The organism is Solibacillus faecavium (genome assembly GCF_014836905.1).
In the GTDB taxonomy this organism is placed as follows: domain Bacteria; phylum Bacillota; class Bacilli; order Bacillales_A; family Planococcaceae; genus Solibacillus; species Solibacillus faecavium.
Genome location: NZ_JACSPZ010000002.1, coordinates 281,395 through 296,693 on the forward strand (window position 1 = coordinate 281,395; position 15,299 = coordinate 296,693).

15 protein-coding genes are annotated in these 15,299 nt (G+C 36.5%); 5 read left to right on the plus strand and 10 right to left on the minus strand.

Translation table 11 applies throughout. The annotated features are described in order from the left end of the window. Positions 1–47: 47 nt before the first annotated feature. Complete coding sequence (locus H9635_RS04885) at positions 48–1,082, minus strand: site-2 protease family protein (RefSeq protein ID WP_191699029.1); 1,035 nt, start codon at positions 1,080–1,082, stop codon at positions 48–50. An 802-nt stretch (positions 1,083–1,884) separates the two neighbouring features. After that, the gene (locus H9635_RS04890; protein ID WP_191699030.1) at positions 1,885–2,310 is read right to left on the minus strand and encodes an acyl-CoA thioesterase; all 426 of its coding nucleotides are present in this window, start codon (positions 2,308–2,310) and stop codon (positions 1,885–1,887) included. Between the two features lie 144 nt (positions 2,311–2,454). Between H9635_RS04890 and H9635_RS04895 the strand changes: the two genes are divergently transcribed. Further along, positions 2,455–2,625 carry a YjcZ family sporulation protein gene (locus H9635_RS04895; protein ID WP_191699031.1) on the plus strand — a complete coding sequence of 57 codons (171 nt, stop codon included), beginning with the start codon at positions 2,455–2,457 and terminating at the stop codon, positions 2,623–2,625. Between the two features lie 112 nt (positions 2,626–2,737). Here the strand turns inward: H9635_RS04895 and H9635_RS04900 are convergent, their stop codons facing one another. After that, positions 2,738–4,573, minus strand: a complete 1,836-nt coding sequence (locus H9635_RS04900; RefSeq protein WP_191699032.1) for a DNA ligase D — start codon at positions 4,571–4,573, stop codon at positions 2,738–2,740. Between the two features lie 108 nt (positions 4,574–4,681). On the opposite strand from H9635_RS04900, the gene ku reads away from it, so the two are divergent. Continuing rightward, positions 4,682–5,500: a non-homologous end joining protein Ku gene (gene ku / locus H9635_RS04905; protein WP_191699033.1), complete on the plus strand. Its 819-nt coding sequence runs from the start codon at positions 4,682–4,684 to the stop codon at positions 5,498–5,500. A 69-nt stretch (positions 5,501–5,569) separates the two neighbouring features. Here ku and H9635_RS04910 read toward each other — a convergent pair whose 3' ends face one another. Next, positions 5,570–6,115, minus strand: coding sequence for a glutathione peroxidase (locus tag H9635_RS04910; RefSeq protein WP_191699034.1), 546 nt, complete (start codon positions 6,113–6,115; stop codon positions 5,570–5,572). Positions 6,116–6,298: 183 nt separating this feature from the next. On the opposite strand from H9635_RS04910, the gene aac(6') reads away from it, so the two are divergent. Continuing rightward, positions 6,299–6,733 carry an aminoglycoside 6'-N-acetyltransferase gene (gene aac(6'), locus H9635_RS04915; RefSeq protein ID WP_191699035.1) on the plus strand — a complete coding sequence of 145 codons (435 nt, stop codon included), beginning with the start codon at positions 6,299–6,301 and terminating at the stop codon, positions 6,731–6,733. Positions 6,734–6,766: 33 nt separating this feature from the next. Continuing rightward, entirely contained in the window at positions 6,767–7,264 is a 498-nt protein-coding gene (locus H9635_RS04920; protein ID WP_225231127.1) for a hypothetical protein, read from the plus strand. A gap of 72 nt (positions 7,265–7,336) precedes the next feature. Here the strand turns inward: H9635_RS04920 and H9635_RS04925 are convergent, their stop codons facing one another. From H9635_RS04925 to H9635_RS04950, 6 genes are all read right to left on the minus strand, one after another. Further along, the gene (locus H9635_RS04925) at positions 7,337–8,074 is read right to left on the minus strand and encodes an alpha/beta fold hydrolase (RefSeq protein WP_191699036.1); all 738 of its coding nucleotides are present in this window, start codon (positions 8,072–8,074) and stop codon (positions 7,337–7,339) included. 78 nt (positions 8,075–8,152) lie between these two features. Beyond that, the gene (locus tag H9635_RS04930; RefSeq protein WP_191699037.1) at positions 8,153–8,662 is read right to left on the minus strand and encodes a YfiT family bacillithiol transferase; all 510 of its coding nucleotides are present in this window, start codon (positions 8,660–8,662) and stop codon (positions 8,153–8,155) included. 36 nt (positions 8,663–8,698) lie between these two features. Then, positions 8,699–10,219, minus strand: coding sequence for a succinate CoA transferase (locus H9635_RS04935; protein ID WP_191699038.1), 1,521 nt, complete (start codon positions 10,217–10,219; stop codon positions 8,699–8,701). Between the two features lie 399 nt (positions 10,220–10,618). Next, complete coding sequence (locus H9635_RS04940; RefSeq protein ID WP_191699039.1) at positions 10,619–10,930, minus strand: ArsR/SmtB family transcription factor; 312 nt, start codon at positions 10,928–10,930, stop codon at positions 10,619–10,621. Between the two features lie 35 nt (positions 10,931–10,965). Beyond that, positions 10,966–11,922, minus strand: a complete 957-nt coding sequence (locus H9635_RS04945) for a cation diffusion facilitator family transporter (RefSeq protein WP_191699040.1) — start codon at positions 11,920–11,922, stop codon at positions 10,966–10,968. A 157-nt stretch (positions 11,923–12,079) separates the two neighbouring features. Continuing rightward, entirely contained in the window at positions 12,080–13,741 is a 1,662-nt protein-coding gene (locus H9635_RS04950; RefSeq protein WP_191699041.1) for an ABC transporter substrate-binding protein, read from the minus strand. 91 nt (positions 13,742–13,832) lie between these two features. Between H9635_RS04950 and H9635_RS04955 the strand changes: the two genes are divergently transcribed. Further along, positions 13,833–15,020, plus strand: a complete 1,188-nt coding sequence (locus H9635_RS04955) for an MFS transporter (protein WP_191699042.1) — start codon at positions 13,833–13,835, stop codon at positions 15,018–15,020. Positions 15,021–15,299: the final 279 nt, after the last annotated feature.

Below are 15,299 nucleotides of genomic sequence, written 5' to 3' on the forward strand. Positions count from 1 at the left end.
TAAATTTAATGCCTAGCCGGTACTTTATTTCTAGAACAGGGGTTTGTCTATTTTAACTTTTCCTCCACTAAATCTGTCAGTCTTTCTTCCGCATAGAAAAATCCGAATTGAGATTTACCTTGTTCGATTTGTTTGCGGTGTTCTACTAGCTTTTTCGATGCCAAAGCTTCGTTTCCGGAAAGTTTCGCAATCATCCACTCACTACGCTTATAGCTAATCGGCTCAATTGGCGCAATCATCTTATGTAACTCACTCATTTCCTCTAATGCTGCTGTATGTCCCAGCATTACTAAATCCAGTTGCTTTATATGTGTTATGAATTGCATTGTCATTTTATTTTTCTTTGTCACTGGGATTGATTTATATTCAGTTATGGCTTTTGATGCGGTTTCGTAATCATGCTTCAATAAATCATAGTAAAACAGCAAATAGCTAGTGCTAATATTTTCTTCACTTGGTTGTACTGTTCTTGCTTGCTCCACTAAATTACTTGACCATGATGTCGGATGAACCGGTGTCATCATTTCTTTCATCAGTATAAGCGAGCTAACGAACTGATTTTGATCTTTATCCGATAATAGTTCAAGTATTACACGTCCATCTGATTTCATTCCTCCGTTAAACGGAATAGCTGTCACTAGAAAAATAACTACATTCAACATTCCGAAAAATAATATAATTTGTAGATCAAAAATATAACCTAAAATAAGAGAACCGCTACCTACTATTAGCGAAATAATTGGCCCCCCTGCTGCAAACCAAAGATGTTGACGACGTATAATTTGTAAGTCATCTGTTTTTGGCAAACAACTTGCGACGCCACCGAAAAATGCCCAGCTTTTATTAGCGCTAATCTTATTACGTTCAATCGTAATAGGTCCGGCCGTTAAAAAGTTAAATTGATACCCTGCCGCCACCGCAAACAAGGCATGCCCTAGTTCATGGATAAAAAATGTCGCAATAGCGAGCACGCTAAATAACCAAATCGTTTGAAATGTATCCGCAAAAGCTGTTAATTGAAAACCGAGCGCCACGAGCGAAAATAAAATGGTCACTCCTAATGGACTTTTAATAAATTGCATACCTACTACCCCCAAAGTCTGTAATTAATCTGTCGTTTCTTACCTGTAATTATATCCAAATATAATGAGGTTGTCAGACTGTAGAAAAATTCTTAAAAAGCGTTTGTAAAAGAAGAATTACATTAACATTGAAACCGTTGATTTCCATTCCGGGACCGATGCTTTCCCCGGGCACGGCTCCAGCTAACTAAATTGTGCCTACACCGGCAGGCACAATTTAGTGGATCTTCCGCGCGCGCTTTTCCCGGTGGAGTCACGGTCCCTCCATTCCAATCAACTTAGTAATCCCTTTAAATAAAGTGCGATAGGATAGATATCTACATGACTAGTAATCAAATCAATGAACCTGAACAACTTGAAATAGGAAGAATGAACAACTTGTTTCTGCTAAGCACCTAGTTAAATTTATAATAAAAAGACAAAAGGTCTCTGGAAACCTTTTGTCGACAATCTGCCATCCTCATAAAATGAGGTTTGCTTTTTTAGTAAAATTCCCCTTGATTTGTGGACTACGGCAAGAAGCGCTAAAGCCATGTGATACTTGTCTTTATCACTGCCTTCTTGTCTTTTAAGAGGCCTACCAATTTCAAAGCTTTGCCCCTCGTTATAGAGTGAAGTAAATAATCCCCAATCAAGCCGCTTGCGCTATCGAGAGGCGGCAGAGAACGGAAATGCTCTATTTATGTTAAAGCAGAGTGACGCGGAGCGAAGGGTGAGACGCCAAAAATACTTGAATTAAAACGTAAAGGAGCTTAGCTGTTTGTACAGCTAAGCTCCTTTTGAGTTCATATAAAATTAATTATTAGCCCTTAATTCTTGCCACTTCTGCATATTTTGCATCCCAAGCTGGGTCTACTTTTTTTAATGCTACCGGGCGGAAATTTTCCTTTTTCACTAAAATATGCTGAGACTTCGCCGTTACTGCAACAGTCCCGTCTTCATGTAAAATTTCATAGCCATATGTAGTGCGCAGCTTCGTATGCTCCTCAATCCAAGTCCGTACTGTCGCAGTTTGACCATAGCGCATCGCTGCCTTGTACTGAATCGAAAAATCCATCACTGGCGATAAGTAGCCATCTTCTTCAAGCTTTGCATAATTAAAACCTAAATCCTTTAAAATTTGCGTACGCCCTATTTCGCACCATACAAGGTAATTCGCATGATACACGACACCCATCTGATCGGTTTCGGCATAGCGTACTTCTACTGTTGTTTCTGAAATAAACATTCAATTCACCTCTAGAAGGTATTATAGCGTTAATAATGGCGATGTGTAACGAAAAATAATTTAAATTCTAATTCATTTATGTTCGAATGCCCCGAATCAGTTCCCCATCGTTGAATAGGATAACGGAGAAGGAGGTGATTTTTCATGGGATACCAAGGTGGATACCAAGGTAATACTAACAACTACGGAAACTACGGTGGTGGTTACGGTGGTGGTTACGGTGGTGGCAACGGCGGCGGTACTGGTTCAACATTCGCTTTAATCGTTGTTTTATTCATTCTTTTAATTATTGTCGGCGCTACTTTCATCTACTAAAATCTTTGTGCCTAAAATCATCTGTTGCTAACGGTTAAAAGGGTCACCTCCCCCGAGTGACCCTTTTAGTATTTGTTATCCGTACAAAATTACTTCCAACGCTCCAAAATATTTATCCTAAACCATTAATTTGATCAAGCGCTGATTTAAACGCTTGTTTTTCACCGATTTCTCTAAATTCTCTAAATGGATTACCGAGTGTACGCATCCGTTCCATTACATGGATAGTCGTAAACTTTTTTGGCTTTAACTGTTCGTTAACCTCATCCCAATATAAGGGCGCGGCTACCAATCCATTGGCATTACCACGCGTAGAATAGGGCGCTACGATTGTCTTACCTTCCCTGTGCTGGACATAATCCAAATATAATCTATTTCCCCTATTTTTTTTAAGCCGCTCAATTGTAAACCATTCGGGATATTGCTGCTCTAAAAATTTACATATAAATTCGGTAAAAACCCCGGTTTCTTCATATGTAAAAGTATTAAACGGCAAGGGAATATAAACTTGCATGCCCTTTCCACCTGAAGTTTTGATAAATGATTGAAGATTAAAATGATCCAGTATAACTTTAAGCTTTAATGCTGCATTCACTGCCAAATGAAATTCTTCGACGGATGGCGGGTCCAAGTCAAAGACAATCTCGGTCGGTTTATCCGTATGAATTGTCTGAAATGGAATATGGAATTCTATAGCTAACTGGTTTCCTAGCCATAAAAGCGTTTCGATATTATTACAAATCACATAATTTGTCTCATCCGCAATATGCGTTGTTACATAGTCCGGTATATTTTCCAAGTAGTTCTTTTGATAAAAACTTTCCCCCGGTAAGCCATGAGGATAACGAATAACAGTTAACAGACGGTCCTTTAAAAAAGGCATCATAAAAGGTGCTGTCTCTTGAAGGTAGAGTAAAAAATCATCTTTAATAATTGCATTCACAGGGAATACGGGTTTTTCCGGATGTGTTACAGCTACATTTTCAGGTATTGGATTTAACTGACGTTGCATACTTTTCCAATGGCATTCTTCCGGATTTATATTATGCTGGAACGCATGAAATCTTGGTTCCCTTAATTTAGTGCCATCAAAATCAATACACGCAATCGAAACACATATCGAAGCAGGGATTTCCGATATTTCATTTCCTAGTAATGTGCCATATGTGTTAAAAAAAGTTGTAAGTGTTTTGTATTCTTCTTCTTTTAAACCGTGTTTAAATGAGACAATTTCCTGTAATGTACCCTCTTTAAAAATTGCTCCGGCAAAAAAACCATTAGATTTATCGAACTTTGTTAAAATAACATCTACATATTTCCAGTTTTTTATTTTTATCCAGCTAGCAGTTCTTGTTCCTTCCATCCATTTACTTGTTTTTTTCTTGGCAATAAGCCCTTCCCCGTTATGTGTTTTCACATTCTGCCAAACAAAAGCGCTATCTTCAAAAGTATCTATAGCCTGCAGTCGCCTAGCGTTCATGTAATTTATTGTAGTAGGGAGATTGATCGTATCGAACAGCTTATTAAGCATTTGCTTTCTAGTAGTCAACTGGCTATTAATTTTTGACTTTCCCTCATAGATCAGTAAATCAAAAGCAATATAATGACAAGGAAAAGTATCTGCCTGGGATTCAATCGTTTCGGCATTATTCATTCTTCCCCGCTTTTGTACTACTGAAAATTCACTATGGTAATTATTAGTTAAATAAACTAATTCCCCGTCGAGAATTACAGGTAAATATGGTGCTATCTCGTCATAAATACGCTCACAGTAATTTATAATTTCCGGGAATTTATCATTAAGTATATTGCCGTTTCTCGATTTTAAAATAGGAAAATGCATTCCTTCATCCCAGGAAAGAATACAGCGGTACCCATCATACTTTGGTTCATATAACCAATCACCAACTGGTATTTCATTTGAATCAGTTAATAACATTGGTTTCAAATTTCCAACCAACTTTCGTTTTTCTACTATCTTTCGTTTTTTTTACTAAGACAATACATAAAAATTAATCTTTAGTTCCATAGTAAGGAAAAATGAGGTGAAAAATGCATGCATACTGTCTGGAAAGGAAGTATTAGCTTTGGATTAGTCAATATTCCAGTGAAACTTCATGCGGCTACTGAAAATAAGGATATTAAGTTAAGGCAACTTCATAAAGAATGCCATACGCCGATTAGCTATAAAAAAGTATGTGAAGGCTGCGAAAAAGAAGTTACTGAAGAAGATATCGTAAAAGCTTACGAGTATTCGAAAAATAAATATGTCGTACTGGATGCTGAGGAACTAGAAAATTTACGTAAAGAAAATGAGGATAAATCAGTTGAGATTATTGATTTTGTGAAGTTAGAAGAAATTGATCCCATTTATTTTGAAAAAACGTATTTCCTGTCACCCGATGCAACAGGATCAAAAGCTTACGCATTACTTAGGAAGACTTTAGAAGAATCCGGTAAGATCGGTGTTGCAAAAATCATTATACGCTCCAAAGAACAATTAGCGGTAGTTAGGGTTTACAAGGATGCTTTAGTTATGGAGACAATCCATTTCCCTGATGAGGTAAGAAGTGTCGGTGATGTACCAAATATTCCGGATGTGGATACCGTTGTTCAAAAGGAGCTTGATACAGCGCTCATGTTAGTTGAACAATTGACAACCGAGTTTGATCCTTCAAAATATACAGATGAATACCGTACAGCATTAATGCAATTAATTGAAGATAAAAAGGCTGGAAGTACCGTATCCGTAAACGAAAAGCGGCCACTTCCTGATAATGTTACGGATTTAATGTCGGCCCTTCAAGCATCACTTGATAAAACGAAGAAACCAGCACCAAGAAAGCGTACAACCCGAACGAAGAAAAATGCCTAAAACTAAAAGAGCAAACGCGCAAGTTTCATACGTGTTTGCTCTTTCTTATGTGATATGAAAAGCTAACGATTACAATAAATTTTCAATAGCCCTTTCAATATCCAAAAATGAACTATCCGGCTCAAAGCGTTGAATGACACGACCATTTCGGTCAACGAGAAACTTCGTGAAATTCCATCGAATATTGCGGCCGATTAAATAGTCAGGATAATTTGTCTGAATCATATCATACAAGTGTTTTTGCTGCATCGTATCACGGACAAACTCCGGGCAATCGACCTCATGCTTTAAATAATTAAATAAAGGATGTGTCTCTTTACCATTGACATTTATTTTATCGAATACTTGGTAAGTAACACCGAACTGCGTTTTACATTGCAATGCAGATGTTGCACCATCTTCAGGGTTCTGCTCACCGAATTGGTTGCATGGAAATGAAAGAACATTAAAACCTTTATTGCCGTACCGTTCATATAATTTTTGTAAATCTTCATATTGATATGTAAAACCGCAATTACTAGCTGAGTTGACAATTAGCATCACTTGATTCCGATATGTTTCCATTGATAAAATTTCACCGTTCGTTTTTCTTACCAAATAATTATAAATACTCATTTAGATCCCCCTAATTTTAAATTTCGGTAAATATTTTATACTACTTTTATATAGTACAAAACATCTATTGAAAAGTAAAAAATTAAGAGAGATTATCAGAAATATATTTTTTTCTAAAGAACTTAAGAAATCAACTCTTAAATTTTGATATTATATTATTATATTTCCAATTAGGAGGATACTATGATTAAATTAGCTACGATTGAACATGCAACTGTGACAGCACAACTTGCGTTACAACTTTGGCCAGATAATGATTTAGAGGAATTCATTCAAAACATGGAAGTAACGATTAAACATCCTAACAGTGCTATCTTTTTGGCATTTAGTGAGGAAGAAGCAATCGGATTTGCTCAGTGTCAGCTTCGACATGACTACGTAGAAGGGACAGATTCAAGTCCAGTTGGGTATTTGGAAGGCTTATATGTCGTTGAGCATTGCCGTGAGCGTGGCTTAGCAAAAGGTCTAGTTCAAGCATGTGAACAATGGGCAAAGGCTAAAGGGTGCAAGGAATTTGCGAGCGATTGTGAACTATCGAATACAGCCAGCTTACACGTACATATTAAATTAGGCTTTACTGAAGCAAACCGCATCATTTGCTTTACGAAAAAGCTTTAAATAAATATGTTTAATTATTTAAGGAGATTGATTATGAAGAAAATTTTATTATGTATAAGCTTCTTATGCATTATGTTTACATTAGTAGGTTGTAGTGAACAGGAAGAAGCGGTAACAGGTGAATTTCTTTTAGGGAATTTTGGATTCGAGCTTCTATCAAATGAAACTTATCACCTCATTGTTCCATTTGAATGGACAGGAGAATCACCAGTAACAATAGATTCAATTGAGTTAATAAAAAAGGATAATAATCCTATTACTTACGAGGAAGATGGGATAAAGTATGAATTTTTCGGTGCTGATCCATTAAAAAAGTCAGGGATTTATGGAAATAGAGATATTGGAGATAAAAAAAGTATTAATAACTTTGAAATAGATGGTCAAGGAAAAATAATACTAAAAATAATAGCGGACAATGTAAAGGAAGATAGTGACCGTAAAGTAAAAATAAAATTTAAAAGTAATGGTGAAGAAAGTGAGAAAATTGTAGAGTGGAAGACTCTTGAACAATTTTCTACAGACAATAATTAAAGGTACTCCCTTTGTTTACTAACTGGTAGCGTTATAATGTTATGCTGCAACTACTCCCGTTATTAATACATATCATATTAGCCTTTGAATAAACTCGATTAAAATCGGGTTTATTTTTACGGCATTACGCATCGGGAAATCATGACCTGCTTTAGAAATAGTCGCTACATTACAATGCTTATTTTCCCCTAGCAATTTAAGTGATTCTCTTATATCTTTGCTTTCACGCTCACCACAAATCGCTAGCATTGGTACTGAAACTGTATAAAAGTGAGGTAGATTGATTATATTTAACGTTTCAGTGAAAAACGCCTTGTAATTCTCTTCGGTAATTTTTTGAGCATACGCCACCATATCATTCGCCTGCTCCTTCGAATAATTCCAATACCTTCCCTGCATTTTTACAATCCAATTAAAACGCAGCAACTTTACAGTTATAGGGGCAAATTTACAATACATTTGAATCGTCTTTTCATTCGGGCATATATTCGCACTAAAAAATACAGCAAATGAAAACAGCTCCGGATTGTCACTTACTAATTTGACCGCAAGCTGTGCGCCTATAGAATGACCAATAATACCAACTTTCGGCTTATTAAGTGACCGGATCAATTCCACAATTTCCTGCGATAATTTTTCAGGTTCGTAAAGTATTTCAACTGACTTTCCTGCGCCATATAAATGAGGTAAAACGATATGATAGTCTTTTAATAAGCTATATTGCTGTGTAAATGTATGTACTGCCATTGCCCCATGTAAAAGTATGATTGTCGGACGATTAGGATCCCCGTATTGTTCGTAATAAATCAAATTTACACCCCCTCGTTATTTTTATCGTACCAAAAATTGGCTTATCAAGTTTAGATAAGCCAATTCTGTAAAGAGCTATTATTTTGATAATGCGATTTTAATATGGGCTAAATGATGTTCTTCATGCCATGCCAGTTTCGCTACCTTAGTCGCTACATAAATTTCGCCATTTGTTTCGTGCGTGAATACACGTCCTAATTGTTCTTCTGTTAAATGATGCGTTAAAGCGACAATACGCTCATTAATCCCCTCCAGCATTTTCAGAGAACTTTCAACAGGAAGCTCTGTATCCGGTAGAACTGCCCATTTTTCTTCATCAAAAGCCGGTACCGTAGGATTTTTATCTGTTAACGCAAGTTTTAAACGCTGATACATATTCAGCTGTGAGTCTGCAATATGATGCACAAGCTGGCGGACTGTCCAGGCGCCGTCCCGGTAAGTTTTGTTCAATTCCTCGTCACTTAAACCGTCAACAGTTTCAAATAGACGAGTTGAATAAGTCTCTATTTGTTTTGCCCACTCTTGAATATTATTTAAAGTCACCTTTTCAGGAACTTGTAATTTACCAATTGGAAATTGTACATCCATCTTTTGAAACACCGCCTTTTTTCCGTACAATTACTACTAGTTATTAATTTTTATATCATCAACTAACATTGTTCCATGCTCTTTTAAATTCGTATGGAAAGAAAATGCCTTTTCTAGAATATGTGGTGTTTGACCGCCGACTTTTTCTTTCGCCTCTTCAAAGTAGGCACGTAATTGCGCGCGATATTTAGGATGCGCAATTTCAATTAACTTTTCGGCTCTCTTTACTGGTGGAAGCCCGCGAAGATCCGCATATCCTTGCTCTGTAACAATAACATCCACATCATGCTCTGTATGGTCAATATGCGACACGAATGGAACGATTGTTGAAATGGCACCATTTTTTGCTAAAGAAGATGTTACAAAAATTGTAATTCGGGCATTACGTGCAAAGTCACCTGAACCACCAATACCGTTCATAATTTTTGTACCGTTTACGTGTGTTGAATTAACATTTCCATAAATGTCTACCTCAAGGGCAGTATTAAATGAAATAACACCTAAACGTCGAATAACTTCCGGATTGTTTGAGATTTCCTGTGGTCTAAACATAATCTTATCTTTATATTTCTCTAAATCCTCTGCCAATTGATCAACGCGTTTTTTCGATAGTGAGAATGCAGTACCCGCTGCGAATTTCACGATTCCCGCGTCGATTAGATCGAACACGCCATCTTGCAGTACTTCAGAAAACACTTCTATATCCTTAAATTGTGATTTTTGCATGCCATTTAAAACCGCATTTGCAACCGATCCAACTCCCGATTGTAATGGAGCTAATGACTCTGGTAATTTGCCCGCTTCCACTTCACTTGCAAAGAAATCTAATAAGTGATCTGCAATTTGCTGTGTTTCTTCATTTGGCTCAAATAACGGTGAAGGCACATCAGGCTGTTCCGATAATACGATCCCTTTTACCTTGGCTGGATCTACTTTAATCCCGATATCACCAATACGGTCTGCCACACCGTATACAGGAATTTCTTTACGTTCACCTTGTGCCTTCTGAACATAAATATCATGAAGTCCTTCATAAGCTTTTGGTGCCGTCGTATTAATTTCGATGATAACGTTTTCAGCTTTTTCAACAAAAACAGGCGAATTCCCTACCGAACCAGTCGGAATAATTAGCCCATCTTCTGTAATAGCAGCAGCTTCGATAATAGCATAATCGATTTTCCCTAACGATCCTTTTCTCACTTCTTCTGCTGTATGAGATAAATGCTGATCAATATAGAATATTTCTCCAGCATTGATTTTCCCGCGCATAACGGCATTCCCCTGATAAGGAACACGTAAGTTAATAATATCCGCCTCAGCCATCGATTGATCTGCAGTTGGACCTAAAGATGCGCCAGTATATAAATTGACTTTGAAATTTTCTTTCTCACCACGTTTAGATAGTGCAAGTGGAAATTCTTTTGGCTCCCCGAAAAGTGTAAAACCACTCATTCCAAGGTTCATACCGTCCTCAATCCAAGAAGCGGCCTCTTCTGCCGAAACAACTTTACTTAAAAACGCTTCATTTCTGATGAATTGACTTAAATCTTTTTCCATTAACAATCACCCCAAAATAGTTTTTTAATTCGTTGTTACGATGAATTTTTATGAAATTCATATTGCCAATTAAAAAATCCAAGACACTATATTTTTTAATTGCCTTATATATATTGTAATGAGAGCATTCCCGTTCGTCTATTACATCATACCTATCATAATGATAGAAATAATCTATTATCTTAGTAAAGAGATTAATATAAAAAATCGGATTAAGGAATTGTTGAATCCCTTTAATCCGATGCTTTAACGCTATAAAGACTACTTAAATTACTCTTGCAAATTATATCAAAATCATAATATATATTTATGAATAATTTATCATAGGCTATTTTTTATATCCGGTACTTACAAAGGCTAAAAATTGTGCGATTTCAAGCTACGAAATGAACTCAGACTTTAATGCTTTGCATGATCAATTGCCTGGTGAAGCAGGTTAATAATATGATCATCGTCACTTGAATAATACAATGTAGTTCCTTCCCGACGGAACTTTACTAAGCGCAGATTTTTCAAAAAACGCAATTGATGGGAAACAGCGGATTGATTTAAATCTAGCTTTTCCGCTATATCATTTACAGAATGTTCCTCACAGCATAACATGTTTAAAATACGAATCCGCGTAGGATCACTTAATGCTTTAAATGTTTGCGATACGACAAATAAAGTTTCGTCATCCAGCTCGTGTTGTGTTCTTTTTTCTATCGACATATTATTAACACTCATTTCTTATTAAATTAAAGGTATTAATGATGATGGTGGTGGTGATGAGCATTCGTATCCTGCTTGACTGTGCAATAAATGGAACTGTCATGTTTATGTGTATTAGTTTCAACTTGTATTGTCACATGGTGAATATTTTGATGAAGTAAGTCGTGTTCAATTTTATCGAGAAGCTGCTCGCTTTCTTTTATCGTTAAGTTTTCATTCACTACTACATGGCACGACATGGCATTTAACCCACTAGTAATTGTCCATATATGCAGATCATGAATCGCTTTAATTTCACTATGCTGTTCAATCGTATGAATGATGTCCTCCACATTTATATCTGAAGGTGTTCCTTCCATTAAAATATGCAAAGAAGCTTTCGTTAAGTGGTACCCGCTTCGAATAACAAGTGCCGCTACAAATATGCTGGCTAATGGATCTGCCCAACCCCAATCAAAAATCAAAATAAGTAAAGCTGCCACAATGGCACCGATTGAGCCAATCATGTCGCTTATTACATGTAAATAGGCTCCTCGCATATTTAAATTTTCTTTCGTATCTGCACCGCGTAGCATGATCCATGCGACTAATATATTTACCGCTAACCCGATACTACTAATGATGAGCATCCCTATTGATGCGACTTCCGGTGGATTCATGAATCTTTGAATTGCTTCATAGAAAATAAACAATGCAATAACGATTAAAGTTAATCCATTTAAAGTAGCGGCCAATATTTCAATACGTTTATAGCCGAATGTTTTACTGCCATTAGCGACCCTTTCAGCCAAAATGATGGCCAACAATGCAATGCCCAGCGATACCGCATCGCTTAACATATGACCTGCATCTGAAAGAAGAGCAAGGCTATTTGTCAAGAAACCGCCAATCGCTTCGACAATCATAAAGCTTGTAATGATTAAAAAGGAAATGAACAATACTTTCTTGTTAGTGCTATGAGAATGATGATGATGGTGATCGTGACCCCCCATTTAAAACCCCTCCACATTTCAATTTATATATATGAACATATACTCATATATAACTTATTATTTATTGGCAGAATTGTCAATTACATTCGCCTAAAAGTTCATAAGCCCCCTTACTTCTGAAAAACAGTAGTGAGGCGGCTTATATTTTAGGTATTTATCATTTTTTATGTTCATTTGCCGAAATATAAAGTTTCCGATAATCAATTCGTCCATGGCTATCAAACACCACGTGATCAAAGTTAGAATTTTCCCGAACATAATAGTAATGCTTACGGTGTTTTAGAAATTTCAGATGATATGACGTTTGCAGAAATTGCTCAAGTTCCTCAAATTGAAGCAATGGATTATGTGACGTTTTCGCTTCTTCAAATAGATTGAATGCCTTTTTACAATCCTGTGCATTCATTGTAGAAATTAAGTCTTTCCCGTATGTAGTGTAATAATTATAAAAGGATAGATTTAGATTTCTTAAAATAGCCATACCTCCAACAAATAAGTCCATCTTTTTAAATCGTTCAGTTGTTGGCTGTTGAAAATTAATACATTGAAGTTCCGCTTCAATATTATGCTCTGCTAAAATCTCCTGAAGCTTTTCTGCCTGTGGAAGGTGGTTCACTCCTTCACGAATTTGTTGATACCCAATAATAATCGGCTCTTTCAAGTCGGGGTTTATTAACTGTGGGATTTCTACTTGTACTTTATTTGATGTAGTCAGCCAGCCGTACGCAGGTTGCTCGTAATACGGATTTAATACAAATTGCTCTGGTAAAATATTATGCCATATATAGGCTCTTGCCTCTACACTTGAGAAGGCTTCACGGTTACTGTTAAAAAATAAATATGTTGCCCCTTCCTCCTGCTGTTCAATGACACGATAAGGTTCGTCCTCAATCGGCATATGAGAGATTGGACTTGCGACGTCGCTTTCCGTTATAAACAGCTCCACTCGGTCAATCCAAGGTCGTTCTTTAAAATAAGATTGAAATGCCTCCAGAATGATTTTGTCATTTGAAAGTTGCTTAAGCTGAAAGGGTCCACAGCCGATTTCCGGATTGAGGGATTTGGTGAGCATGACTAATCTCGGGCTTGCAAAAAAAGTTGGCAGTAAGGAAAATGGCTTTTTCAGTTGTACAAGAAGTTCGTATTTACTAAGGACATCCATTTGTTCAATTTCATATATTTCTCTGTAACGTTCACTGATATAGGCAATCGAGGCTGCGACCTCCTCTGCCGTCAATATTGTACCGTCATGAAACTTGACGCCTTTCTTTAATACGAAAGACCATGTGCGATAATCCTGTGTATCATAAGCAAATACTAAATTATTGAAAATATTACCATTTTCATCAATCCCAAAAAGTGTTTCATGAATTTGCTCCATCATATGGGAATCATGTCTTGAAATTGATTTTAAAGGATCTAGAAAAAGTTCAACTTCATACATTTGCTGAACAAATATATGCGCATCTTCAATAGACTGTAGACCTAATTTTGAATTTAACCACGCCTGAATAGTTGTATTTTGCGTCATGTCATAGCGTTTTATTATTTCCAATGCGACTTCATAATTCCCTATTTCCCAGAGTTGAGATATCCATTCTAGTAGAATGGTATCTGAATTTCTCAGCATCGTAATAAACGGCTTCTTTCCGCGTCCACGCGCGGTCTCCCACTGGATTTTCTGGTTTTCCTCAAGCTGATGTACTATCGTTTTTGCATAGCGTGTAGAACAATTTAAAAGCTCGGCTATTTCCGCAATAGACGTTTCCATACGTTGATCTTTCCTAAAAAATTTGCTTAACGTAAACTCGTATTCCATAATTCCTCCTTAAAAGGTGAACAAGTCTATTTTTTCAATCACTTTTTGTTCCTGTTATTTTATTCTAAACTTCTTTAAGTGGAGGTGCTATATGAATTTACTTAAAAATCCAAATTTCCAAAAGTTGTATGTAATCTCACTATTAGTAAACATTTCAATGACGACGTTTTCCTTTATATTACCGCTTATCTTGTATGAATATACAAAGTCAGCCATTGCTATGAGTACAATGCGCTTAATGGATTTCCTACCCAATGTGCTATTAGGAATGTTTATTGGTGTACTCGTAGACCGAATGAATCGTCGCCTAACAATGCTTTGGGGAAATGTCATCCGTACGCTATTTGCATTCACTTTAACTGTAGTGCTAACGACAACCGAGTTTTCACTTTGGTCTGTGTATGTACTTGGTTTCGTTATTTCATCGCTCGGCTATATGATCGGCAGCGCGACAAATGCGATTATGCCGCAGTTGTTTGAGCGTTCGCAAATGACAGAAATTCAAACAAGATTGTCGTTACAAAGTACCTTAATTTCAATTATCGGACCTGGACTATTAGGTATGCTTCTGCTTTGGAGTTCGAATGCTTTATTTTTATGGCTATTTGTAGGTTGTAATCTGCTCATTGTTTTCGTAACAGCGCTACTACAGAAGGTGCCGAATCCAGAGCGGTCTTCTCAATCGCTTTGGCAGGATTTAAAAGAGGGTTATGATGAGCTGATCAGAAATAAGTCACTGTTTATACAAACATGGACAATTTTCTTTTCAAATTTCGCCTCAAGCCTTATTATCGGTGTGCTGACGTTTTATGCACTCGATACGCTCCATTTTTCTAAAGAGGAACTTGGCTTCATGCTTACACTATCAGCTTTTGGTGGCATATTGGGAGCAAAAATAATTAGACCGCTTCGTAATAAATATCGAAGAGGACAAATTTATACATATTCAATGGCAGTGGAAGTTTTTATTTTAATTGCTTTTATGTTTGCACAAACTTGGTGGCTATTAGGGATTTTATTAGCCTTACGTACAGCAATTTCAACGATGACAAATATCGTCTACCTTGCACTACGTCAAGAAACAACGCCCAATCATTTATTAGGTCGTGTTGCTGGTACAACCTCAATGATTATGAAACTCGCTTTACCTTTTGGTTTACTAGTTGGGGGCTATTGGGCAGATCACTTTGCCATTCCACCGATATTTCTTATAAGCGCAATTATTATTTCTATTAATGTTTTTATTCTATTTAAAACAAAATTTACAAAAACGGTATAAGATTAGGATAAGCATGCATGACACAGCATGCCATAAAATACGCTCAAATCAATGTCAGTATTGTCTTTTAATAACAGTGTATAAAGCACGCATAAACAATGTACCAATAGAAAAAGCAGGAACGTTGATTTAACAACATTCCTGCCGTTTTTGCTTCTTGCCAAACTTTCATTCGGGAACGTTATCTAGATTTCTTTTGTATACTTATAAATATTTGTTGAACTAAAGCTCCGTTACTTTAAGTATATTTTTTCATAAACTCTTTATTCCTTAATAAAG